General features: G+C 71.1%; 24 protein-coding genes. 8 read left to right on the top strand and 16 right to left on the bottom strand.

Features of this window, described 5'->3' with window-relative positions; genetic code table 11:
* The first annotated feature begins 19 nt into the window (after positions 1–19).
* Entirely contained in the window at positions 20–784 is a 765-nt protein-coding gene (locus tag AB0B72_RS07400) for a class I SAM-dependent methyltransferase (RefSeq protein WP_367737566.1), read from the top strand.
* 54 nt (positions 785–838) lie between these two features.
* Here the strand turns inward: AB0B72_RS07400 and AB0B72_RS07395 are convergent, their stop codons facing one another.
* The 6 genes from AB0B72_RS07395 to AB0B72_RS07370 all read right to left on the bottom strand — a co-directional run bounded on the left by AB0B72_RS07395 (position 839) and on the right by AB0B72_RS07370 (position 5,438).
* Positions 839–1,336: a nuclear transport factor 2 family protein gene (locus tag AB0B72_RS07395; protein WP_367737564.1), complete on the bottom strand. Its 498-nt coding sequence runs from the start codon at positions 1,334–1,336 to the stop codon at positions 839–841.
* Positions 1,333–1,941: a MerR family transcriptional regulator gene (locus AB0B72_RS07390; protein ID WP_367737562.1), complete on the bottom strand. Its 609-nt coding sequence runs from the start codon at positions 1,939–1,941 to the stop codon at positions 1,333–1,335. Before AB0B72_RS07390 ends, AB0B72_RS07395 begins: the two co-directional genes overlap by 4 nt.
* A 75-nt stretch (positions 1,942–2,016) precedes the next feature.
* Positions 2,017–3,345 carry an MFS transporter gene (locus AB0B72_RS07385; RefSeq protein WP_367737560.1) on the bottom strand — a complete coding sequence of 443 codons (1,329 nt, stop codon included), beginning with the start codon at positions 3,343–3,345 and terminating at the stop codon, positions 2,017–2,019.
* The gene (locus AB0B72_RS07380) at positions 3,342–3,950 is read right to left on the bottom strand and encodes an ArsR/SmtB family transcription factor (protein WP_367737558.1); all 609 of its coding nucleotides are present in this window, start codon (positions 3,948–3,950) and stop codon (positions 3,342–3,344) included. Before AB0B72_RS07380 ends, AB0B72_RS07385 begins: the two co-directional genes overlap by 4 nt.
* Positions 3,951–4,056: 106 nt before the next feature.
* A complete protein-coding gene (locus AB0B72_RS07375) occupies positions 4,057–4,848 on the bottom strand; it encodes an MBL fold metallo-hydrolase (RefSeq protein WP_367737556.1) in 792 nt (263 codons plus the stop codon).
* Complete coding sequence (locus tag AB0B72_RS07370) at positions 4,842–5,438, bottom strand: dihydrofolate reductase family protein (protein ID WP_367737554.1); 597 nt, start codon at positions 5,436–5,438, stop codon at positions 4,842–4,844. Before AB0B72_RS07370 ends, AB0B72_RS07375 begins: the two co-directional genes overlap by 7 nt.
* A gap of 74 nt (positions 5,439–5,512) precedes the next feature.
* Between AB0B72_RS07370 and AB0B72_RS07365 the strand changes: the two genes are divergently transcribed.
* From AB0B72_RS07365 to AB0B72_RS07355, 3 genes are all read left to right on the top strand, one after another.
* Positions 5,513–6,016, top strand: coding sequence for a winged helix-turn-helix transcriptional regulator (locus AB0B72_RS07365; RefSeq protein WP_367737552.1), 504 nt, complete (start codon positions 5,513–5,515; stop codon positions 6,014–6,016).
* Between the two features lie 155 nt (positions 6,017–6,171).
* Positions 6,172–6,708: an RNA polymerase sigma factor gene (locus AB0B72_RS07360; protein ID WP_367737550.1), complete on the top strand. Its 537-nt coding sequence runs from the start codon at positions 6,172–6,174 to the stop codon at positions 6,706–6,708.
* On the top strand, positions 6,701–7,438 hold the full coding sequence (locus AB0B72_RS07355) for a hypothetical protein (protein WP_367737549.1): 738 nt from the start codon (positions 6,701–6,703) through the stop codon (positions 7,436–7,438). Before AB0B72_RS07360 ends, AB0B72_RS07355 begins: the two co-directional genes overlap by 8 nt.
* On the opposite strand, the gene AB0B72_RS07350 is transcribed toward AB0B72_RS07355, so the two are convergent.
* Positions 7,435–8,238 carry an SGNH/GDSL hydrolase family protein gene (locus tag AB0B72_RS07350; protein ID WP_367737548.1) on the bottom strand — a complete coding sequence of 268 codons (804 nt, stop codon included), beginning with the start codon at positions 8,236–8,238 and terminating at the stop codon, positions 7,435–7,437. The genes AB0B72_RS07355 and AB0B72_RS07350 overlap by 4 nt on opposite strands.
* Entirely contained in the window at positions 8,225–8,794 is a 570-nt protein-coding gene (locus AB0B72_RS07345; RefSeq protein WP_367737547.1) for a PadR family transcriptional regulator, read from the bottom strand. The genes AB0B72_RS07350 and AB0B72_RS07345 overlap by 14 nt, the downstream gene beginning before the upstream one ends.
* A 264-nt stretch (positions 8,795–9,058) precedes the next feature.
* Between AB0B72_RS07345 and AB0B72_RS07340 the strand changes: the two genes are divergently transcribed.
* Positions 9,059–9,997, top strand: a complete 939-nt coding sequence (locus AB0B72_RS07340) for a sigma-70 family RNA polymerase sigma factor (protein WP_367737545.1) — start codon at positions 9,059–9,061, stop codon at positions 9,995–9,997.
* A gap of 56 nt (positions 9,998–10,053) precedes the next feature.
* Entirely contained in the window at positions 10,054–10,611 is a 558-nt protein-coding gene (locus AB0B72_RS07335) for a dihydrofolate reductase family protein (protein WP_367737543.1), read from the top strand.
* Between the two features lie 126 nt (positions 10,612–10,737).
* On the opposite strand, the gene AB0B72_RS07330 is transcribed toward AB0B72_RS07335, so the two are convergent.
* A complete protein-coding gene (locus AB0B72_RS07330; protein WP_367737541.1) occupies positions 10,738–11,616 on the bottom strand; it encodes an alpha/beta fold hydrolase in 879 nt (292 codons plus the stop codon).
* A 114-nt stretch (positions 11,617–11,730) separates the two neighbouring features.
* Here AB0B72_RS07330 and AB0B72_RS07325 point away from each other — a divergent pair, with 114 nt between their 5' ends.
* Entirely contained in the window at positions 11,731–13,698 is a 1,968-nt protein-coding gene (locus AB0B72_RS07325; protein ID WP_367737539.1) for a BTAD domain-containing putative transcriptional regulator, read from the top strand.
* Positions 13,699–13,748: 50 nt separating this feature from the next.
* Positions 13,749–14,504, top strand: a complete 756-nt coding sequence (locus AB0B72_RS07320; RefSeq protein WP_367737536.1) for a GNAT family N-acetyltransferase — start codon at positions 13,749–13,751, stop codon at positions 14,502–14,504.
* 61 nt (positions 14,505–14,565) lie between these two features.
* Here AB0B72_RS07320 and AB0B72_RS07315 read toward each other — a convergent pair whose 3' ends face one another.
* From AB0B72_RS07315 to AB0B72_RS07285, 7 genes are all read right to left on the bottom strand, one after another.
* Positions 14,566–15,399, bottom strand: coding sequence for a helix-turn-helix transcriptional regulator (locus tag AB0B72_RS07315; RefSeq protein ID WP_367737534.1), 834 nt, complete (start codon positions 15,397–15,399; stop codon positions 14,566–14,568).
* A 23-nt stretch (positions 15,400–15,422) separates the two neighbouring features.
* Positions 15,423–16,355, bottom strand: coding sequence for an SDR family oxidoreductase (locus AB0B72_RS07310; protein WP_367737533.1), 933 nt, complete (start codon positions 16,353–16,355; stop codon positions 15,423–15,425).
* Between the two features lie 124 nt (positions 16,356–16,479).
* On the bottom strand, positions 16,480–17,256 hold the full coding sequence (locus AB0B72_RS07305) for a hypothetical protein (protein ID WP_367737531.1): 777 nt from the start codon (positions 17,254–17,256) through the stop codon (positions 16,480–16,482).
* The gene (locus AB0B72_RS07300; RefSeq protein WP_367737529.1) at positions 17,253–18,044 is read right to left on the bottom strand and encodes an ABC transporter permease; all 792 of its coding nucleotides are present in this window, start codon (positions 18,042–18,044) and stop codon (positions 17,253–17,255) included. The genes AB0B72_RS07305 and AB0B72_RS07300 overlap by 4 nt, the downstream gene beginning before the upstream one ends.
* 5 nt (positions 18,045–18,049) lie before the next feature.
* Positions 18,050–18,763, bottom strand: a complete 714-nt coding sequence (locus AB0B72_RS07295; protein WP_367737528.1) for an ABC transporter ATP-binding protein — start codon at positions 18,761–18,763, stop codon at positions 18,050–18,052.
* A gap of 84 nt (positions 18,764–18,847) precedes the next feature.
* The gene (locus AB0B72_RS07290; RefSeq protein WP_367737526.1) at positions 18,848–19,507 is read right to left on the bottom strand and encodes a response regulator; all 660 of its coding nucleotides are present in this window, start codon (positions 19,505–19,507) and stop codon (positions 18,848–18,850) included.
* Positions 19,504–20,658, bottom strand: coding sequence for a sensor histidine kinase (locus tag AB0B72_RS07285; protein ID WP_367737524.1), 1,155 nt, complete (start codon positions 20,656–20,658; stop codon positions 19,504–19,506). Before AB0B72_RS07285 ends, AB0B72_RS07290 begins: the two co-directional genes overlap by 4 nt.
* Positions 20,659–20,749 lie beyond the last annotated feature (91 nt).

The following is a 20,749-nucleotide window of genomic DNA, read 5'->3' as shown; positions in this document are numbered from 1 at the left end:
GCCTCACAGAGCCAGGCAGGTGGCGGAGTCGTTCGGGGTGGACGCCGAACGCTATGACCGGGCACGGCCTCGCTACCCCGACGCCCTGATGGAGCGGATCGTCGCCGCCGGCCCGGGGCTCGACGTCCTCGACGTCGGCACCGGCACCGGCATCGCGGCCCGCCAGTTGCAGGCGCTCGGCTGCCGGGTGCTCGGAGTCGACCCCGACCCGCGGATGGCCGAGTTCGCCCGGCGCACCGGGGTCGACGTCGAGGTGGCGACGTTCGAGGCGTGGGAAAGCGCTGGCCGGACATTCGACATCGTCGTCTCGGGTCAGGCCTGGCACTGGGTGGACCCGGTCGCCGGAGGGGCCAAGGCGGCACAGGTGCTGCGGCCCGGCGGCCGGCTGGCGGCGTTCGCACACGTGATCGAGCCCCCGCCCGTCGTCGCGGAGGCCTTCGCCACGGTCTACCGGCGGGTGGCGCCCGACTCCCCGCTCAATATCCCGTCGCCGAAGCAGGGCCTGACCATCTATGAGGCGATGTTCCACAAGTTCGCCGACGGCATCCGGGAGGTGGACGGGTTCGGCGACCCGGAGCAGTGGCGGTTCGACTGGGAGCGGTCTTACACCCGCGACGAGTGGCTGGACCTGGCTCCCACCACCGGCCCACTCACACAGCTCCCCCCCGACAAGCTGGCCGAGGTGCTGGACGGCGTAGGAGCCGCCATCGACTCGATCGGGGGCGGCTTCACCATGCCCTACACCACGCTGGCGGTCATCGCGGCGCGCACCGGCGCCGCCTGACCCGGCCCGCAGGGCCACAGACAGAGCCGGCTCGCCGTTTTCGCCCGGCGTCCGTCACCGCTGGCCAGGTCTCCCGGAACGCATCGTGGTCGAGAGCATCGCCGCGTAACCGCTCCCGGTCCGCCAGGTGTTGCGCATCGACAGCTCACTGAGCCGCCATCCCCGATCGGTGCGCACCACGAGTCCGTGGAGCACCCCACCGGCAAGGAAGTGTGTCTCCAGCGTGTTGGGATCTCGCTCCTGGTCGGCCCACAGGTGCATGGCGACCAGGTTGGCCCGGAGCCGGGCGCCGTCCCCGTCGAGGTCGACGACGTGGTCGGAGCTGACGTGGTGGGTGGCCCGGAAGCGGGCGAAGCTCTCGCTCTGCCCGGCGGCGATGGCCTCAGGTCCGACGAGTGACGAACCATCGGGCCGAGTCACGCGGCCACCGGCGGCGAACACCGCCTCGACGGCGGCGCGGTCGAGGCGCTTGTCGTCGATCGCACTGAAGTAGCGGCTGACGAGGCTGCTGATCTCGGCGCGATCGGCCAGATCTGAGACGACGGTCGTCATGACCGGCCGTTCGTGCCGCCGCCGGCCTGCGGAACCGCCTTGCGCTGCTGCTCGGTCAGGCGCTGCCGGTCCTGGTCGCTCAGTGCGTTCCATGCGTCTTTCCTCTTCCGGCTGAGCGCGGCGAAGTCCTCGTCGCCCAGCTCGCGTACGCGCCTTCGCATCTGTTCCTTGAGCTCCGCGAACTGCGTCGGGGTCATCGGCTCGTTCATCGCAACGGTCTCCTCGATGATGTGCAGGAGTTGCAGGACTGAGGGTTCGGCGTTCCTGCCCAGGTTGTTCAGGGCGTCCAGCAGCCGGGCGCGCAGGTCGCGGGCGTTGCGGATGCGCTCTTCCACGGCTTCGAGCTGGCGGCGGATCAGGTCGGTCGGGTCGGGGTCGCCGTCCAGGAGCGTCCCGATCTCCTCCAGCGAGATGCCCAGGCTGCGCAGCGCGACGATGCGGTGCAGGCGGCGGACGTCCTCGCTGGTGTAACAGCGATGCCCGCCCTCGGTCCGCGACAGTGGCGTCAGCAGGCCGAGCTGGTCGTAGTGGTGCAGCGTCCGGACTGTGAGCCCGGTCTCGCGGGCCAGCTCGCCGATCCGCCACGTCCCTCCAGGTCGTGACATGCCTTCCCCCTCGATCGGTGATGCATGGCCGAGCTTAGAACCCGACGTAACGTCAGGTTCAAGCCCTACGCGCGGTCACGTCGATGACGTCGCGCGGGCCGGCAAGGTGACAGTCGCGGCCGTGTCGCTGTCCGGAGCCACCGGATCGTCCGCGGTCAGGGAGCGGACGCGTGGTATCGGCGAGGAGAGCAGCCAGAGCAGCGACAGTGTTCCGCCGATGGCGGCGACGAGGAGGGTCCCCCGGAGGCCGATGAGGGTGGCGAGGAGTCCGCCGACGATCGCGCCCACAGGGCGTACGCCGTAGTTGATCGTGCTGAAAGCGCCGGCGACGCGACTGCGCATGCCATCGGGGATCACGGCAGCCTGCAGGGAGTTGAGGTTGACGTCGAACAGCATGACGCCGACGCCGGAGAGGAACTCGACCGCTGCCAAGGCTCCGGCGCGAGCCCAGAGGGGGCCGTCCGCGCCTGCGGCGATGGCGATCGGCGCGGGGAACAGCACAGCCCCCACGACGATGCTGCGGCCCACGCCGAGCCTTCGCGAGACCTTCGGGGCGATCACCGCGCCAAGCAGCGAGCCGGTGGCGCCGATCCCGAACGCCATGCCGATGACTCCCGCGGTCAACCCGAGGTTCCGGCTGGCGAACAGCACGATCAGTCCGCTGCCCGCGACGAAGGTGAAGAAGTTGACGGTCGCCGCGCACCCGAGGCTCGCTCGCAGCACCGGGTGACGGATGACGAACACCAGTCCCTCCCCGGCACGCCGCAGCAGCGTTGGTGCCGCTTGGTCATGGGCGGCCGGCGGTTCGTCGATCGAGACCCGGCCGACCAGAACCGCGGACGTTAGGAACGTCACGGCGTCGACGACGACGGCGACGGGAGCGGTCAACGCCTGGACCAGAGCGCCGCCGATCGCCGGGCCGGCGACGTATGACGCCGACCGGCTGGCGCTGAGCTTGCTGTTCGCGTCGACGTAGGACGACCGGGGCACCAGGTGGGCGAAGAACGGCGAATAGGCGGTGTTGAACAGCACCCCTGCGGCACCGGTCAGCAATGCAACGGCACACAACTGGAACAGTGTCACCGCCCCCAGGAGACAGGCCGCCGGGAGGGAGAGCAGCACCGCTGCCCGCACCAGGTCGGCGAGAACCATCAGGCGCCGCTTGTGGACGCGGCGGTCGACCCAGGCGCCGAGGACGATCGCGAGCAGGTTCGGGGCCCAGATGAGCGCGGTCAGCCACGCCACCTGGCCGGCCGAAGCATGCAGCGCCCCCACCGCGATCAGCGGCAGGGCCAGTTCGGTGATCCGGTCGCCGAACTGCGAGATCGACTGACCGGCCCAGAAACGACAGAACCGCCGATCGCGCCACAGCGATACGGATGTCGCCTGGTCCGTGGCGCTCATGGCGTCCCGCCGGTCTGCTCCTCGGCCCCCTCCGGCAGGACGTAACGCAGCAGCCGGACACCACGGCCGTCGGCCGGACGCGCGGCCTCGTCGCGCGTCACGTAGGGCGCGAGGACGCGCTCGATCGCGTCCTCGATGGCGGCGAGCTCGTCAGAGGAGACGACGACGCGGGTGCTGGCCAGACCCGCGAGCCTCAGCCACTCCGGTTCGAGCCTGGGCTCGACCTCGGCGGCCCACCGGCTCGCCAGGTCTCCCGAGCGAAGGAACATCTCCCTGGACAGGACCCGCGCGGCCGACCTGCCCTCCTCGTCATCCGGATCCTCCGGCGCCTCGAAACGGAAGCCGCGCGCCACGGCCTCCCACCGGCGCTGGCGACGGTCCGGGCCCGGCTCGGCGTCGCGGACCAGGCCGAAGCCCGCCAGGTGCCGCAGATGCCAGCTCGTCACCGACGGGGTGGCTCCCACATCGGGTGCGAGTTGCGTCGCCGTGGCCGGCCCGTACCGCTGCAGGCGTTCGAGGATCGCCAGCCGCACCGGATGCGCCAGAGCCCGCATCGCCTGCGGGTCGGTGATCTCGATATCGCCCAGACGATTACGTGAATCCATACGTGAGAGCTTCCTCTCACATATTGTGAGAGTCAAGTCGCACATCTCCAGGCGCCGGGCGGCCGCCTGATGCGCGTCCGGGCTTGAGCGGCAGCCGAGCGACCGGTCACGTCAATCGCTGGAGTTGCCGTTCGTGCACGCCGGCCACCCACTCCCAGCCGTCCTTGGCCGATGGGCCGACCCGCGGGTCGCTGAGAGGACGGCCGTCACGCAAGGACTGCAGGTACGCCCGATCCTGGTCGATCCGGGCATGCGCCTCGTCGGCTCCGCCGACGGATCCGTGACCCGGGACGAAGACGTCGACGTCGCCCGCCACGCCCTCCAGCAGCCGCAGCGCGGCGAGGTAGTCCTCGATCGGGTCAACGGCGCCGTTCAGGTCGAGCATGGGAACCAGGACGTCGGAGAGCATGTCGCCGGCGACGAGGACCCCGCGTTCCTCGATCAACAGCGCCGCGTGGCCCGGAGCATGCGCTTGATGCTCGACGATCCGGACCCCGGGGCCGTCCCAGGGGATCCGCGCCGTCTCGGCGGGCAGGCCGGTGATGAGGCCCAGCAGGTCCAGCGGCACCTCCTCGGGGATGCCGGCGGCCTTCGCGACCGCATCCACCCCACCCGACAGGCGCTCCCGGACAGTGGCCGCGCAACGCGCGGTGCCGTAACGGGGCGCCGCGCCGAGCCTGGGATGCCAGAGCAGGTGATCCCAATGAGGATGCGTCGAGAAGCCCGCCACCACGGTCTGGCCCGAATCGGACAGGTCGTTCGCGAGGCAGGCCAGCTCGTCGCTCAGCACACCGGCGTCGATGAGCAACACGCCACCCCGGCCCTGCACGACAACGGCTTTGCTCTGGCAGAACTCGCTCTCATGGACCCACACACCCTCCGCGACCCGCCTCAGCACGAGCTCGCCTCCTTCGCATCCTGGACGGCGTAGCGATGCATCGTGACGCCCTGCTCGAACGATCGCTGCTCAAGCAGGTCGAGGTCGATCGGCACGTCGTAGTCGTCGAACAGCGGCCTGCCGAAGCCGAGGATCGCCGGATGGGTGAAGAGCAGCAGCTCGTCGAGAAGCCCCGCCCGGAGCAGCTGCGTCGCGAGCGCCGCCCCGCCCACGCTGATGCTGCCGTCGGTGCCGGCCCGCAGGGCGGCGAGCTGCTCGATCGCGTCGTCTCCGCCGATGATCCGGGTGTTGTGATCGGCGTTGCGGCGGGTGCGGGAGACGAGCACCTTGGGCTTGGCGGTCCAGATCTCGCCGTACTCACGCATGTAGCCGGGCAGCGACGCGTCCTCGCGCGCCCGCGGCCAGTACTCCTCCATGACCTCGTAGAAGACCCGGCCCTGGACCATGAGCGCGAGCGCCTGGGTCTGCGCGTTGCACTCGCGGTGCAGTTCCTCGTCGATGCGCAGCCACTCGCCGGCGCCGTTGTCCCCGGGAACCTGCTCGATCCGCAGATCGAGGGACACCTGCATCGAGTAGACGAAGCGGCCCATCAGCACCCCTTCCAAAAGTGGTTGTATTCTGCAATCACTATAGGTAGGGCGAAATGCCTGTCAAGGGAGGAATCGTGGAACCACGGTCCGGGTGTCCGATCAACGCCGCCGTCGAGGTGCTCGGAGATCGCTGGTCGTTGCTCGTGCTGCGCGACGTCATCTTCGGCGACCGCCGCTACTTCCGGGCGCTGCTCACCGGGTCGATCGAGGGCATCGCGTCGAACATCCTCGCCGACCGCCTCGTGCGGCTCGTCGACGCGGGGATCCTCACCCGCGGCACCGCCGCGCGGGGGCAGCGTGCTCGCTACAGCCTCACCGAGGCCGGCATCCGGACCCTTCCGATCATCTACGCCCTCGGCGACTGGGGCCTCGACTGGCGCCCGGGCAGCGACGAGCTCCGGAGCCGGCAGCAGCTCATGCGCGATGGGGGTCCGGCGTTCATCGAGGAGCTCATGGACGAGCTTCGCGTCCGCCACCTCGGCGCCCCGCCGAGGCCGCACGACGGTCCAGGCCCGTTCGAGCGCCTCGACGCCGCCTGCGCCGTAGCCGCCGAGCAAGAACACGCCGATCGACAGTGACTGATCGGCCCCCGTCCCGACCTTCCTGGGCTCCGGTGGCTTGCCGGGGGATGCGTGAAAGCAATCCGGCCGATCGGGCAATCAGAGGTGACCGCTTTTCCGAATCGGATGGAGAGCAGTGTGACCCAATTGCGGATGCCGACGGGGCAGCCGGCATGAGCGTTCCGACCCGTCTGGGCATCGACCTCGATCGGATCTTCGACGCGCACTTCGCCGAGATCCACCGTTACATCGCCCGGCGGCTTTCCATAGACGACGCCGACGACCTGGCGGCCGAGGTCTTCCTCGTCGCCGCCAGAGGCGGTTACGAACCCTCGCGCGGTCAGGCCAGGCCCTGGCTGTACGGCATCGCCACCAAACTCGTCTCCAGGCACCGCCGCAGCGAGATCCGCAGGTGGAAAGCGCTCAGCCGGACATCCGAACGCGAGGCGCAAAGTCACGAGGACGCGACGCTCACTCGTGTCTCGGCCCGGAACCTCAACGGCAGGCTCGCGGGGGCGCTTGCCGGTCTGAACCGCGGCGACCGGGACGTCGTGCTGCTGGTGGCGCTGGGCGGGTTGACCCACCAGGAGGTCGCCGCCGCCCTGGAGATCCCCTACGGCACCGTGGCGTCCCGGCTCAACCGAGCGCGTAAGCAGCTTCGCAAGGCGCTGGGCGACGTCAACCCGCTGAAGGAGGCGCACGATGGATGAGATCACGCTGCTCGCCCAGGCGGTACCGGACGTGCCGCCGCCGTCAGCCGAGACCGTGGCCAGGGCCCGCGCGCGGCTGGCCGCTCAACAGGCTCCCGTACGACATCCCCGTACGCGCCGGCACTGGGGCTGGACGGCAGGCGCCGCCGTCGCCACCGCGGTGGTCGTCATGACAGTGGTCATGCTGGTGTCGAACCTCGCCGGCGTTTCCGAACCCGCGCCGCCGCTCGCGTCCTCCCCCGCCTTCGAGCAGGCGCCGCGCGTCTACAAGGGGCTGGATCGGCTGGCGGGAGCCGGGATGCCCCGGTCGGCGACGAAGGTGACCCTCCGGTTCCGTCCCGCAAGCAAGAAGATCGCGATCGTGATCTTCTGCGAGACGCCCGGCTCGATCTTCTACAGCAAGGAGGGAGGGAGCGGCGCCGGCGGCGTGTGCGGCCCGGACGGCGCGCTCAGCATGCTCGCGGACAAGGCGTACGAGCGGGGCTGGCTCGGCCGCGATCACAACATCACGTTCTGGGTCTTCCCCCCCGATGCTCCCGTCGCGCGCGGACGCGGTTCATGCCGGTCCGAGAGCACGTGCGAGGGGAAGTACGACCTGTCCGACCCGAAGACGGCCGACCGGCTGGCCGCCGAGCTGGGTGAGCGTCCCGGAGCCTGGTCGGTCGCGGCATACGACGTCCCGGCCGCGCCGACGGCCTCGTCCACCGACACGGGCGGGCCCCGGGGCTAGTTGATTTCGCTTTCCACCGGAAGAGCCTGGACGGGAAGGAGGTGCGGGCGTTTGGCTACGCGGCCGTCGCCGGACGACCGGCCTCGCAGACGCCTGCCGAGCCACGGGCCGAGGAAGGCGGCGGCCCAGCGCAGTTCGGCGGCCACGGCGCGCCATCCGTAGGGGACGGCCGCCGGAGAGGAGAGCGGGTGGGTCCAGGCGTCGCTGCTGCCGGGAAGCCTGAGCGCGTGGGCGACAGCGGCGGCGATCCGCTCGTGTCCAAGGGGGCTGGCGTGGAGCCGGTCCTCGCTCCACAGCCGGGGGTCGGTCACCACCGGGTGGTGGGCGGTCTCGGCGACGATCACCCCGTGGCGGAGGGCCGCGGCGCGGATGCGGTCGTTGAGGGCTGCCGCGCGGGAGCCGATCGGTCGTGCGAGTGGAGTGATCCTGGCGACGTCGGGGAACGTGACGGTCGCCACGCGGGCGCCTTGCGCGGTGAGCGCGGCGAACATCGCCTCAAGGTGGCCGGCCACCTCGTCGGCGTCGAAGCGGGGCCGGATCAGGTCGTTGACTCCGGCGACGACCGTGGCCAGGTCGGGGCGCAGGGCGAGGGCGGGGCCGAGCTGCTCGGCGTGGACGTGGGCCGCGAGGCGTCCGCGTACGGCCAGATTGGCGTACTGGAGGCCGGGGCTGCTCGCCGCGAGTTGTTCGGCGAGCCGGTCGGCCCATCCACGCAGGCCGGTGATCTCGTCGCCGTCACCGAGCCCCTCGGTCTGGCTGTCGCCCAAGGCGACGTAACGCAGGTACTCACCGCTGTGCATGAGCGGTCCGCCTTTCCCGCAGGATCGCCGCGCTCCGGCGGCACCAGTCCCGGTTGCCCTGCTCGAACGCGAGGCCGCGCAGACAGGTCAGGTAGGGGCCGATCCGTGCGCCGTGGCGCAGGAACTTCTCTTCACTCCTGTCGCCACGCATCCGCCGCAGCAGCCCGCCGAACAGTTCGATCTTCGCCTCGGCGAAGGCGGCTCGCTCCGTGAGCTGTGCGATCAGCTCGTCGGTGTCGACGTGGTCGGCGGCCTGGACCTTGACGAGCAGGTCGTCACGGATGAAGGACGGCTTGTTCACACTCGCCGCGAATCGGTCCAGCTCCGCGAGACCGGCCTCCGTGACCTGGAAGAGGCGCTTGTTGGGCCGGGTGTCCTGGACCACCTCCCGGCCCGAGACCAGCCCGTCGCTCTCCAGCTTGGCCAGCTCCGCGTACAGCTGCTGAGGCAGGGCGTGCCAGAAGTTCGCCACACCCGTGTCGAACGCCTTGGCGAGCTGGTATCCGCTGAGCTCCTCGTCCAGCAGTGCCGCCAATACTGCATGCCGCAACGCCATCGAGCCCCCTCTTTCCGGGACGAGCCTGTCGGATACTCAGTTTAGTGACTAATCACCTTTTTGACTATTCGGCTGCCCATGGTCGAGCTCCCCCGATCTCCACGACCCGACCCTGGCGCGGAAATACCTGGCCAAGGCCATGGCCAAGGGCTTCAGACCCCCGGCGGCCCCGCCTCTCCACTACAACGCCGACAGCACGCACGGAGACGCGGTCGCCCACACTCCGCCGACATGATCGAAGGCCGTGTCCCTCATGATGGGCCTGTGGATCCTGAGCGATACCGGGGTGAGCTGGTGGCGTACTGCTATCGGATGGTCGGCTCGTTCCACGAGGCTGAGGACCTTGTGCAGGAGACGATGCTGCGGGCCTGGAAGGCCCGGGACCGGTACGACCCCACGCGCGCGTCCGTACGGACCTGGCTGTATCGGATCGCGACCAATGTATGCCTGTCCGCGCTGGAGGGGCGTGCGCGGCGGCCGTTGCCGTCCGGGCTGGTCGCGGCCGGCGACGATCCCGGGGCACCGCTCACACCGGCCTTCGACGTTCCCTGGCTCCAGCCGTTTCCCGACGCGCGGTCCGACCTTGGGGTACGGGCCGACATACGCCTCGCGCTGGTGGCGGCCATGCAGATCCTGCCGCCACGACAACGGGCCGTGCTCGTGCTCCGTGAGGTGCTGGAATTCAGTGCCGCCGAGGTGGCCGCCCAGCTCGGCACCACGGTCCCGGCCGTCAACAGCGCCCTGCAGCGGGCCCGCGCCGCCGTCGCGGAAGCGAACGAGGTCGATGAGGCCGACGAGCCGGACGACCCGAAGACGCGCGCGGTGATCGAGCGGTACGTGCGGGCGTTCGAGGCGGCCGACGTCCCCGCGCTCGTGCGCCTTCTCACAGAGGACGCCGTCCTGGAGATGCCGCCGGTGCCATTGTGGTACCGGGGTCGTCGCGACTACGGCCTGTTCATGCGCCGCGTTTTCACGATGCGCGGCACGGGCTGGGCCACCAGTCGCCTGACGGCCAACGGCCAGCCCGCGCTCGCCGCGTACGCCCCGGAGCCTGGCGGCGGGCATCGGCTCCACAGCCTCCAGGTCTTGACGGTCACCGGCGGCCGGGTCGCGCGCAACGTCACATTCTCCGATCCACGCGTGTTCAAGGCCTTCGACCTGCCCGGGCGAATTTCTTCCGACGGGTCTCGCCTGGCGCGATGAGTCCGGCAGATGCCACCGGTATGTACGGGTGAGCATCGACCGAAGGGACATCCATCGTGAGCGTCATCGTCATACAGTTCATCACCCTGGACGGGATCGTGTCCGACCCTGACGGGCGCGCAGGCACGCCGACCGGCGGCTGGGCGTTCCGGCACGGCCCCGAGACCGTCGCCGGGGACAAGTTCCGGCTCGGGAGCACGCTGGACGACGGGGTGATGGTGCTGGGGCGTACGACCTGGCAGTTGTTCTCGCGGCTGTGGCCGGGACGTGACGACCCGTTCTCCGCGCGGATGAACGCCGTACCGAAGCTGGTCGTCTCCCGTACGCTGACCGACGCGTCGGCGTGGATGAACTCGCGGGTCATCGACGGCGATCTGGCCGACGCGGTCGGACGCGAGCAGCGGGATGTGATCGTCACCGGCAGCCTGAGCGTCGTGCGGGCGCTGATGGCCGCAGATCTGATCGATGAGTACCGCCTGCTGACCTTCCCCACGATCCTCGGCACCGGCGAACGGCTCTTCCCCGCCGGCGGGCCACCCACCTACCTGGAGTGCCTGTCGGCCGAGCCGGCCGGCGCCGCCGTCCTCACGCGGTACGGGAGGGCGGCGCGGTGACGGTTGGCTTCCTCTCCCCGCACGAGACACCGGCCGGCCCTTAGGCGTTTCGGGCGTCGATGCGGTCGATCGGATCGATCAACAGGGTGGCATCGTAGGAGCCGAGGCGGTCCTCGCGGACGGCGGTCAGCGGGCGAGCAGGTCGCGAAGCTCCTTGGCGATGTCGGCGGGGGCTTCCTCGGCCATGAAGTGGCCGCAGCTGACGGTGGTGTGCCGCAGGTCCGGCGCCCAGGCGCTCCACAGTGCCGCCGCGTCGAAGCCGAGGGCGGCGCCCCAGTCCTGCTGGATCACGGTGACCGGCATTCGCAGCCGGTTGCCGGCGTCCCGGTCCGCCTGGTCGTGGTCGACGTCGACGCCGGCGGACGCGCGGTAGTCGGCCACGATCGAAGGCACCGCGTCGCGGCAGGCGTCCAGGTAGGCGGCGCGGACGTCGGCGGGGATCGCCTGCGGGTCGTTGGCCCAGATGTCGAGGAAGTGGCCGAAGAAGGCGTCCGCGCTGGCGGCGATCATCTGCTCGGGCAGGCCCGGAGGCTGCGCCATCAGGTAGAGGTGGAACCCGACGGCGGCGCCTGTGCCGCGCATGACCTCCCACATCTCCAGCGTCGGCAGCACGTCCAGGCAGGCCAGGTGGGTGATCTTCTCAGGGTGATCCAGCGCGGCACGGAAGGCGACCAACGCGCCGCGGTCGTGTCCGGCCAGCGCGAAGCGCTCATGCCCCAGGGCGCGGGCCAGGGCGACGATGTCAGCGGCCATGGTCCGCTTGGAGTAGACGCCGGGACCGGTCTCGGCGGGTTTGTCGCTGTCGCCGTAGCCGCGCAGATCGGGGCATATCACGGTGTGGTCGGCCGCGAGGTCGGCGGCGACGTGCCGCCACATCAGGTGGGTCTGCGGGAAGCCGTGCAGCAGCACGTACGGGGTGCCCGAGCCCGCGACGGCGACGCGCAGTGAGACGCCGTCGGCGACGGGAACGCGCTGATAGTCGAAACCGGGGATGACAGGCGTCATGGCAGGCCCTTTCCGTAGATGAACAGGCGCCTCACAGCCTGCCGGGCGCGGATGAGCATCGAATGAGCGCGCTACCGTGACCAGGGACGATGCCTCCGGAAAGGGTGGTAAGGGGTGCGAGCGGTGTTCGGCGTGCTGGGACCCGTGGCGGCCTGGGACGGCGCCGGGGGCGCGATCGCCCTGAAGGGGCCGCGGCACCGCGCGGTGCTGGCCCGGCTGCTCGTCGCCCGGCGCCGGGTCGTCCCGGTGACCCGCCTCGTCGAGGACCTGTGGGAGGACCCGCCGCCGGGGGCCGTGGGCGCGGTGCGCACCTTCGTGGCCGCGCTGCGCCGCGCGCTGGAACCGCAGCGCCCGCCCCGCACGCCGGCCCGGCTGCTGGTCACCGAGGGGCCGGGGTACGCGCTGCGCGCGGAGCCGGGTGAGGTGGACGCCTGGCGTTTCGAGCAGGCGGTGGCCGGCGCCACGGCGCTGCCGCCCGCTGACGCGCTCGCGCGGTTGGAGGAGGCGCTGGGGTGGTGGCGTGGGCCCGCCTACGCCGACTTCGCCGAGGAAACCTGGGCGCGCGCGGAGCGCTCCCGCCTGGGCGAGCTGCGGCTGCACGCCGTCGAGCGCCAGGCCGAGGCGCGGCTGGCGCTCGGACGTGCCGCCGCGGCGGTGCCGGATCTGGACGCGCACGTGGCCGAGCACCCCTGGCGTGAGGACGCCTGGCGGCTGCTGGCTCTGGCGTTGTACCGCGCCGGCCGCCAGGGTGACGCGCTGGCGGTGCTGCGGCGGGCGCGGGCGATGCTCGTCGAGCAGCTCGGGGTGGCTCCGGGGCCAGGACTGCGCCACTTGGAGGTAGACATCCTCAACCATGCCCGTCACCTCGACCCCGCAGCCGGTGCGGCGGGACGGGTCTGGGCGCGGGCGGCCGCCGCCTACGACCGCACCGTCGCGTCCGGCGCCCGGGCCCGGCTGGCGTCGACGGTGGGCCTGCTGCGCGATCTCGCCGTGACTGGAGGCGACGGCCTGGAGGCGGCGCGCGAGCACCGCGTGGCGGCGATCACGGCGGCCGAAGAGCTGGGCGACGCCGAGCTGTCCGCCCGGGTGATCGGGGCCTACGACGTACCGGCGATCTGGACCCGCGTCGACGACCCGCGGCAGGCCGCCGATATCGTGGCGGCGGCCGAGCGCACCCTCGCCGCCCTCCCACCGGACGCGCACCCGGCGGCGCGGGCCCGCCTGCTGGCCACGATCGCCCTTGAGTCGCGCGGCACCCGCTCACCGCATGGGCCACGGGCCGCCCGGCAGGCGGAGCGGATCGCCCGCGGCCTGGACGATCCCGCCCTGCTGGCGTTCGCCCTCAACGGCGTGTTCATGCAGACCTTCCACCGGGCGGGTCTAGCTCTCCGTCGGGACGCGATCGGCGCCGAACTGGTCGCCCTGTCCGCCCGGCACGGCCTGGCGACCTTCGAGGTGCTCGGGCATCTCATCCGGCTCCAGGCCCGCAGCGCGCTCGCGGACTTCCCGGATGCGGACGGGCACGCGGACGCTGCCGAGCGCCTGGCCGAGCGCCACGAGCTGCCGCTGGTGGGCGTGTTCACCCAGTGGTACCGGGCGCTGCGGCTCGCCGCGACCGGGCAGGCACCCGCGGCCGAGGCGGAGGCGGCCTACCGGGACGCCGCCGCCCGATTGGACGGGGCCGGCATGCCCGGGCTGGAACGTGGGCTGCTCCCACTCGCGCTGCTGTGCCTGCGGGTGTGGCACGCGCGGCCCGTCGAGGCCGTAGAGGGCGCCGACTGGGGTCCCTACGAGCCATGGGCCCGCCCCTTCGTGCTGCTGGCCCGAGACCGCACCCGCGAGGCGGCCGCGGCGCTCCATCGGATCCCGGAGCCGCCCCGCGACCTGCTGTTCGAGGCCCTGTGGTGCCTCGCCGGCCGTGCGGCCATCGCCGTCGGCGACCGGCGCACGATGGAACGCGCACACAGCGAGCTTTCCCCCGCTGCGGCGGAGCTGGCCGGGGCGGGCAGCGGCCTGCTCACCGTGGGCCCGGTCGCGGACCATCTCGCCGCCATCGAGACCGCCCTCCGCCGTCCCCGGTGACCCGACGGCCCTCTCCCGGGCGGGCGCGCAGCGCATGCGACGATGCGGGCATGATCTGCGTCACCGGCTCGCACATGGTGAGAAACCTTCAGGAGAGGGCGGCCCGGGCTCTGCCCGCTGAGCACGTCGAGCACGTGGACGGGTGGTGGTTGCGCCTCGCGCCCGGCTGCTCCTGGTGGGTGGGAACGGTGCTGCCGCACGGCGACGCCGGGCCTGAGGAGCTTGCGCGCAGAGTGGGGCGGGCTGAGGAGTTCTACGGCCGGCACGGCCTGGACGCGCGCTTCCAGATCAGCCCGGGTGCCTGCCCTGACGGTCTCGACGCGTTCTTGGCGGATCGCGGCTACCGCCGTGGTGGCCGGATGTCGCTGCAGGCGGCGCCCACCGCGCGGGTGCTGGAGCAGGCGCCGGCAGGGTCGCCGCGGGTACGGGTGGACGACCGGCCGGTGGACGACTGGTTCGAGGTCTGGCGCGCTGTGCACGGTCACGATGGCGAGCGTGATCTGCTCCGACGGGTGGAGCGGCCGAGCGCCTACGCCTCGGTGATCGTCGGAGCCGATGTCGTCGCGGTCGGCCGGGCGGTCGCCGACGACGGCTGGGCGGGGGTGTTCGGCATGGCGACGCTTCCGCCGGCGCGGGGGAAGGGCGCGGCCCGCGAGGTGCTCGCCGCGCTGGCCGGCTGGGCTCGCACGCGGGCGGCGGACCGCATGTATCTGCAGGTGGAGGGCGAGAACGCCGCCGCCGTACGGCTGTACGCGCGGGCGGGTTTCGAGGAGGTGTGCGGCTACCACTACCGGGCGGCGCCGTGAGCGCGGCGATGACGAGTCCTTTTCTCGGCCGACAGCGGCAGGTGATGCGAGCCCGAGTGCTTCAGATGCGCTGGTCCCCGATCACCGACAGCAGCTGGAGCTTCTCGTAGCTCTCGCTGCCGGGTGCGGCGGTGAAGACCATCAACATCTGGGACTGGTCGGGGTCGACCAGGGTCTGGCAGTGCAGTTCGAGCGCGCCGAGCCGCGGGTGCCGGATGCGCTTCGGCTCGCAGTACGAACCCAGCACGGGATGCTCACGCCAGATCGCCTCGAACTCGGGGCTCACCGCCAGCAGCGCGTCGACCATCTCCGCCGCACGAGAGCCCTTGCCGTCCCGCGTGTACGCGTCGTGCAGGTGGGCGGCGATGAGGCGGGTGTGCCTCGGGTGGTCCTCCTCGGGATAGATCAGGCGCGAGGCCGGGTCGGTGAACCACCGGTAGTGCAGGCTGCGGGCCATCCCGGTGTGGAGGCTCTCGTCGCCCATCAGCGCGACGGCGAGCCGGGTCTGCTTGAGCGTTTCGCCGAGGTGGCTCACCACCTGTGCGGGGGTGTCATCCAGCCGGTCGATGATGCGCATCATTCCGGGGTTGATGTGGTCGCCACGGAAGGCCCGTCTCGGCGTGGCATGTCCGGCGAGGCGGAACAGGTGGTCGCGCTCTTCGAGCGACAGGCGCAGGCCGCGGGCGATCGCGGCGAGCATCTGCTCCGACGGGTTGGGCCCGCGCTGCTGCTCGATCCGGCTGTAGTAGTCCGCGGACATGCCGCACAGGGCGGCCACCTCCTCGCGGCGCAGCCCGCCCGTACGGCGTCGCGGCCCGCGTGGCAGGCCGACGTCCTCGGGTTGCAGCGCCTCCCGCCGCGTACGCAGGAAGTGGGCGAGCTGGGCCCGGTCCATGAGACGAGTCTCCCCCTCGATCGTCAGGCGTCGAACGTGACCCCGGCCAGCCGCTCGGAGACGTCCCAGAGCCGGGCCGCGGCGGCCTCGTCACGAGCCCGCTTGTAGACGGCCAGCTCGGTCGGGGCGCCGGTGAACTGGCCGAGGCCGTCAGGGCCGTAGAACCGGCCGCCCTGAGCGTTCGGGCTGGTCGCAGCGTACAGGGCGGGCAGCATGCCCTTGTCGACGGTCTGCACGAACAGGCCCAGGCGGAAGAGCCGCTTCATGATCGCCTCGTGGGGGGAAGGACGCTGCCGGCCCATGTTCGGGCCGGAGGCGTACAGGTTGGTCAGCGTCGTGCCGGGGTGTGCGACGTTGCTGACGATCCCCCAGCCGGCGGCCTGGCTGCGCCGGTCGAGCTCCAGGCCGAAGATCAGGTTGGCCAGCTTCGACATGCCGTACGAGCGGATCGGCGAGTACTTGCGCTCGCTCTGGAGGTCCTCCCAGTCGATCTTGCCGGTGCGGGCGGCGCTGCTCGACATGGTGGTGATCCTCGCCTGCCCGGCGCGCAGCAGCGGCAGGAGCCTCCCCACCAGCGCCATGTGGCCGACGTGGTTCGTGCCGAACTGCAGTTCCAGGCCGTCTGCCGTGGTGTGCCGGGTGGGCGGCGTCATGACGCCCGCGTTGTTGACCAGGATGTGGACCGGCCGGCCCTCGGCGTTCAGCTTGTCCGCGAGCGCGGCCACGGAGTCGAGCGAGGCGAGGTCCAGCTCGCGCAGACCCACCACCGCGCCGGGAGCCGCCGCGTGGATGCGGGTGACGGCGGCGTTTCCCTTGACCGGGTTGCGGACCGGCAGCACGAGGTCGGCGCCCGCTTGGGCGAGGCGTACGGCCAGGCCCAGGCCGATGCCGTCGCTCGCGCCGGTCACCACGGCGAGCTTGCCGGTCAGGTCGGGTACGGACAGGTCGTTCTTCATGGTGTCTTCCCTGGTCAGCGGTTCTGTCGGTCGCACCAACAGTCGCAAACGCGGCAAGACGGGTCCATGCCGTGCTCATCCACGGATCGATCGTCCGTGGATGAGCGCCTCACACGAGAGGCCCTCAACTGTCTCTGTGCACGAAGATTTTCCAGGCGATGGAAGCCGACAGAGCCGCCCAGGCCGCCAGCACGAGCAGCCCGGCGACCGGATGGAGCGCGATGGCCGGGTCGGCGGGCATCCCGAGAAGGCTCAGGGCTGCTTCGTGCGGGAGGAACTTCACCACGTGCGGCAGAGTGCTCCGAAACAGCGGTGAGACGAGAACGGGTGTGATGAACAGCACGGCGAGAGGAGTGATGACCGTCTTCGCGATAACTGCGAAACCGTGCCCGATGAGGCCGAGCAGGAGATAAACGGTCAGGAGAGCCACGAAGCCGGCCACGGCATGGCCGGCTCGCAGCTCTCCGGCGCGAACCGCCGCGGCGTGCCGCAGCGCGTAGCCCGGGAGGACGGCCGGTATCGTCGCGATCAGGCTGAGCGCCGCGCTGACGGTGAGTTTGGCGGCGAAGAGCCGGTCGCGGTCGGGGACGGCGGCGAGGCTGACGCGCAACTGGCCGCCGCGGTGCTCGCTGCCGGCCGCGAAGACCGCGATCGCGATGAACACGTAGACCGGTGCCAGCATGAGGGTGCCGAGCCGGGCGATCGGGATCGGACCGTCCTGACCGGCGATGCGGACGACGTCCGTGGCCGCGACGACCCCGAGCACGGTGTTGGCGCACAACGCGATGACCAGAGCGATCCAGGTGGCGGGGAGAGTGGTGATCTTGATCCGCTCGGCGGCCAGGATGTCGCTGAACCGGATGGTCTCCATCGGCAGAGGAGCCGGCGTCGCGGTTCTCATCGCGCGTCCCTCTTGCTGAGCGTGATCGCCGCGGCGCCGGCGGTTACGGCGGCCCATCCGACGAGGACGAGCAGGCCATGCTCCCGGCCGGCCGTGAGGTCGTTGACGCCGGGATCGAGCATGAGGTTCCTGGCCGCGCTGAGCGGCAGCAGCGCGTCCAGATGCGGGGCCGGCCCGGCCAGGACCTGGCTCATCGTGACGGCGATCAGTGCCACGGCGACGATGACGCCGGTCAGGGTGTTGCGCGCGACGATGGTGACAGCGGACACGGTAAGGCAGAACAAGACGGCGAAGGCGATGAACCGGGCCTGGCCGAGGAAGGCTTCACCGCTCAGGAGCATGCCCGGATTCCAGGCGTCGACGGCGCCGTACATGAACGCGGTGCCGATGCCCGCGATGAGGATCGCGACGACAAGCACGTACAGTGCCGTGGCGAGGAGCTTGGCGGCCAGCATGCGAACGGTGCGCGGCATGGCGAGCACGGTCAGCCCGATCTGCTGCGAGCGGAACTCCTGCCCCGCGATCACGGCGGCGAGCACGGGCAGGAACAGGCCCATCTGCAGCGTCCCTCCGGCTAGAAGGCCGAGGATCGCCTCCGCCGCCGGTTGAGGTTCGCCGGCGAAGACCTCGATAGTGCCCTCGGGAGTGATGTTCGCCACGGCGTCGGCGAACAGCTGGGCGGGCTGGAACTGGACCAGCACATGGAGGGCGAGGATGACGCCGGTGACGATCCACACGCTGGGCAGCGTGTAGATCTTGGTCAGTTCCGCTCGGGTCGCCGCCCGCATCGCGCTCACCACCGCGATCCGGTCCGGTATCCGGTGAGGGCGAAGAACGCCGTCTCCAGCGAGGCGTGACCGGCCGTGACCTCGGCCAGCGAGCCCTGGGTGACGATACGGCCGTGGTTGACGATCACCACGTCATCGGCGGTGCCGGCCGTCTCCGTCATGAGGTGACTCGACAACAGCACGGTGCGGCCACCGGCCGCGTAGTCCCGGAGGAAGGTACGGACCCAGCGGATGCCGTCCGGGTCCAGTCCGTTCACGGGTTCGTCGAGGATGAGGATCTCCGGCTCGCCGAGTAGCGCCCCGGCGAGCCCGAGTCGCTGCCTCATTCCCAGTGAGTACTTCTTCACCCGCTGCTTCGCCGCGTCCGTCAGGCCGACCAGATCGAGCACTTCCCGCACCCGCTCGCGGGGGATCCGGTTCGATTGGGCGATCCACGACAGGTGGTCGATCGCGCGGCGCTCGGGCACCGGGCCCGCGCCGTCCAGCAGTGCGCCGACCGTTCGCAGCGGGTCCTTCAGGTCCCGGTAGCGCCTCCCTCCGATCAGCGCTCGTCCGGTGGTGGCCCCGTCCAGGCCGAGCAGAACGCGCAGCGTGGTGGATTTGCCGGCGCCGTTCGGGCCGAGGAACCCGGTGACACGGCCGGGCCGGGCCGTGAACGTCACCTCATCGACCGCCCTTTTGCTCCCGTAGTGCTTGCTCAGGCCGGTAACTTCGATCACTGCACACCTTGATCCGTCGGCTGGATGATTTCGTCCAGCCTGCGGTGACGAAGTCCCGGGCCGCGTCCCCCGAAAGTGGACTCCTCAGCGAGACCCGTGCAGCAGTCCTGCCTCGTAGGCGAGCACGGCGAGGTGAGTGCGGTCGTTCACACCGAGCTTGGCGAACATGCGCTTGAGATAGGTGCGCACCGTCTCCAGGCTGAGGAAGAGCTCGTCGGCGATCTCCTGGTTCGAACGCCCGCGCGCGACCAGGCGGATCACCTGCAACTCTCTCTCGGAGAGCAGCTCGTCGGCGAACGCGTGCCGACGCTGCGACCGTCTCGGCGTGAACTGGCGCATCAGCCTCGCGGTGACCTCCGGTGCGAGCATGGCATGGCCCGCGTGAACGGTACGAACCGCATGGAGCACCTCGGGCGGCGAGGCGTTCTTCAGCAGGAACCCCGACGCGCCCAAGGTCAGGGCTTCGTGAACATACTCGTCGAGATCGAACGTGGTCAGCATGATCACTCGGGTGCCCTCCGCCTCGGCGAGGACCCGGCGGGCCACGTCCAGCCCGCCGCCGCCCGGCATCTGCACGTCGAGCAAGGCCACGTCGGGTGCGAGCGCGAGGATCAGCCGCAGTGCGTCCACGCCGTCGGCCGCCTCCCCGGCGACGCGGAAACCCCCGGTGCGCTCGAACAACTTCCGATACGCGGCGCGGAACCGGCTGTCGTCGTCGGCCAGGAACACGCTGACGGGCGTCATCGCGAGCCTCCCAGCGGAAGCCGCGCCTCGACCTCGAAGCCTCGATCCGGCAGGTTCCGCCAGGTCACGGTGCCACCGGCCAGATGCGCCCGCTCCCGCATCCCCCGCAACCCGAACCCGGACACGCCGTCCTTCATGCCGGGGCCGTCGTCACGGATGCGCACGACGAGCACATCGCCGTCCGCGTGGAGTTCCACGGTGCAGGCGGCGCCCGGTGCGTGCCGCACCACGTTGCTCAGCGCCTCCTGAACGCTCCGGAACGCGACTGCCGCGACAACGTCGCCGACCTGCTCAGGCGCGGTGATTCGCGCGTCGACGCGCACTCCAGCGGCGCGCGCGGCGGCGACGAGTGACGGCAGCCGCGAGATGCCGGGGACGGGCGCTGCCGTGTCCGCTCGGCCCGGCTCCACGCCCAGGCCCGCCCGGAGCGAACGGACGAGTGACTGGACGTCCTCCAAGGCCGACCTCGCGTGACTCTCGATGTCGGCGAGCGTGTCACGGAGCTCCTGCTCGCTCGCGTCCGCGAGGCCCCGTGTCACCCCGGCCTCGGCACTGATCACCCCAAGGGCGTGTCCCACCACATCGTGCACGTCACGAGCGACGTCAAGCTGCACACGAACGGCCTGCTCGGCCGCCCGGGCGCGTTCGCCCTCCCGAGCGGACTCGACCTGCCTCCCCACGGCGACCCCCAGCAACCACGACACGCTCAAGGCCGCGGCCGCGATCACCACACGCTGCCCCAACCCGCCCGGACTCCCTTCCGGGACACCTGTCACGACCGCCAGGACGGCGACGGCGCCGGCGAAAACGAGGACGAACATGGGCACCCGCGATGCGCGAGTCAGCGCCAGCGAGTAAAGACACCATGCAGTGGCGAGCATCGGATCCTGGCACAGGCCCAGCATGCCCGCCGCCACCGTCGCGGCACCCGCGGTCGTCGCCGCCGCCAACGGCAGACGCCGGTGGAGCAGCATCGCCGCCGCCGCGACCGCGGCCAGTGCCAGCCCCGCGACCGAGCGCCAGGTGCCGGCCGCCTCGATGATCGATGGAAGCCAGAAGACCCCGATGATCGCGGACGCCGCCGCCGCGTCCAGGAACGGCCGCCGCGGACCTGGAACGACGCCGCCGTGGGCGATGACGCGTCCAGCCACCCGTGCTCCCGTCGGAAAAGGTGGACTTTCCGGGACACCATAGCGCCAGTAAAGGGGTCGAACCTCTTCCATGTTCGGTGCGAGGCTGGGC

The organism is Microbispora sp. NPDC049125 (assembly GCF_040802045.1).
Taxonomy (GTDB): Bacteria; Actinomycetota; Actinomycetes; order Streptosporangiales; family Streptosporangiaceae; genus Microbispora.
Note: the sequence above shows the minus strand (reverse complement) of the source record. Positions and strands in the feature narration are given on the sequence as shown.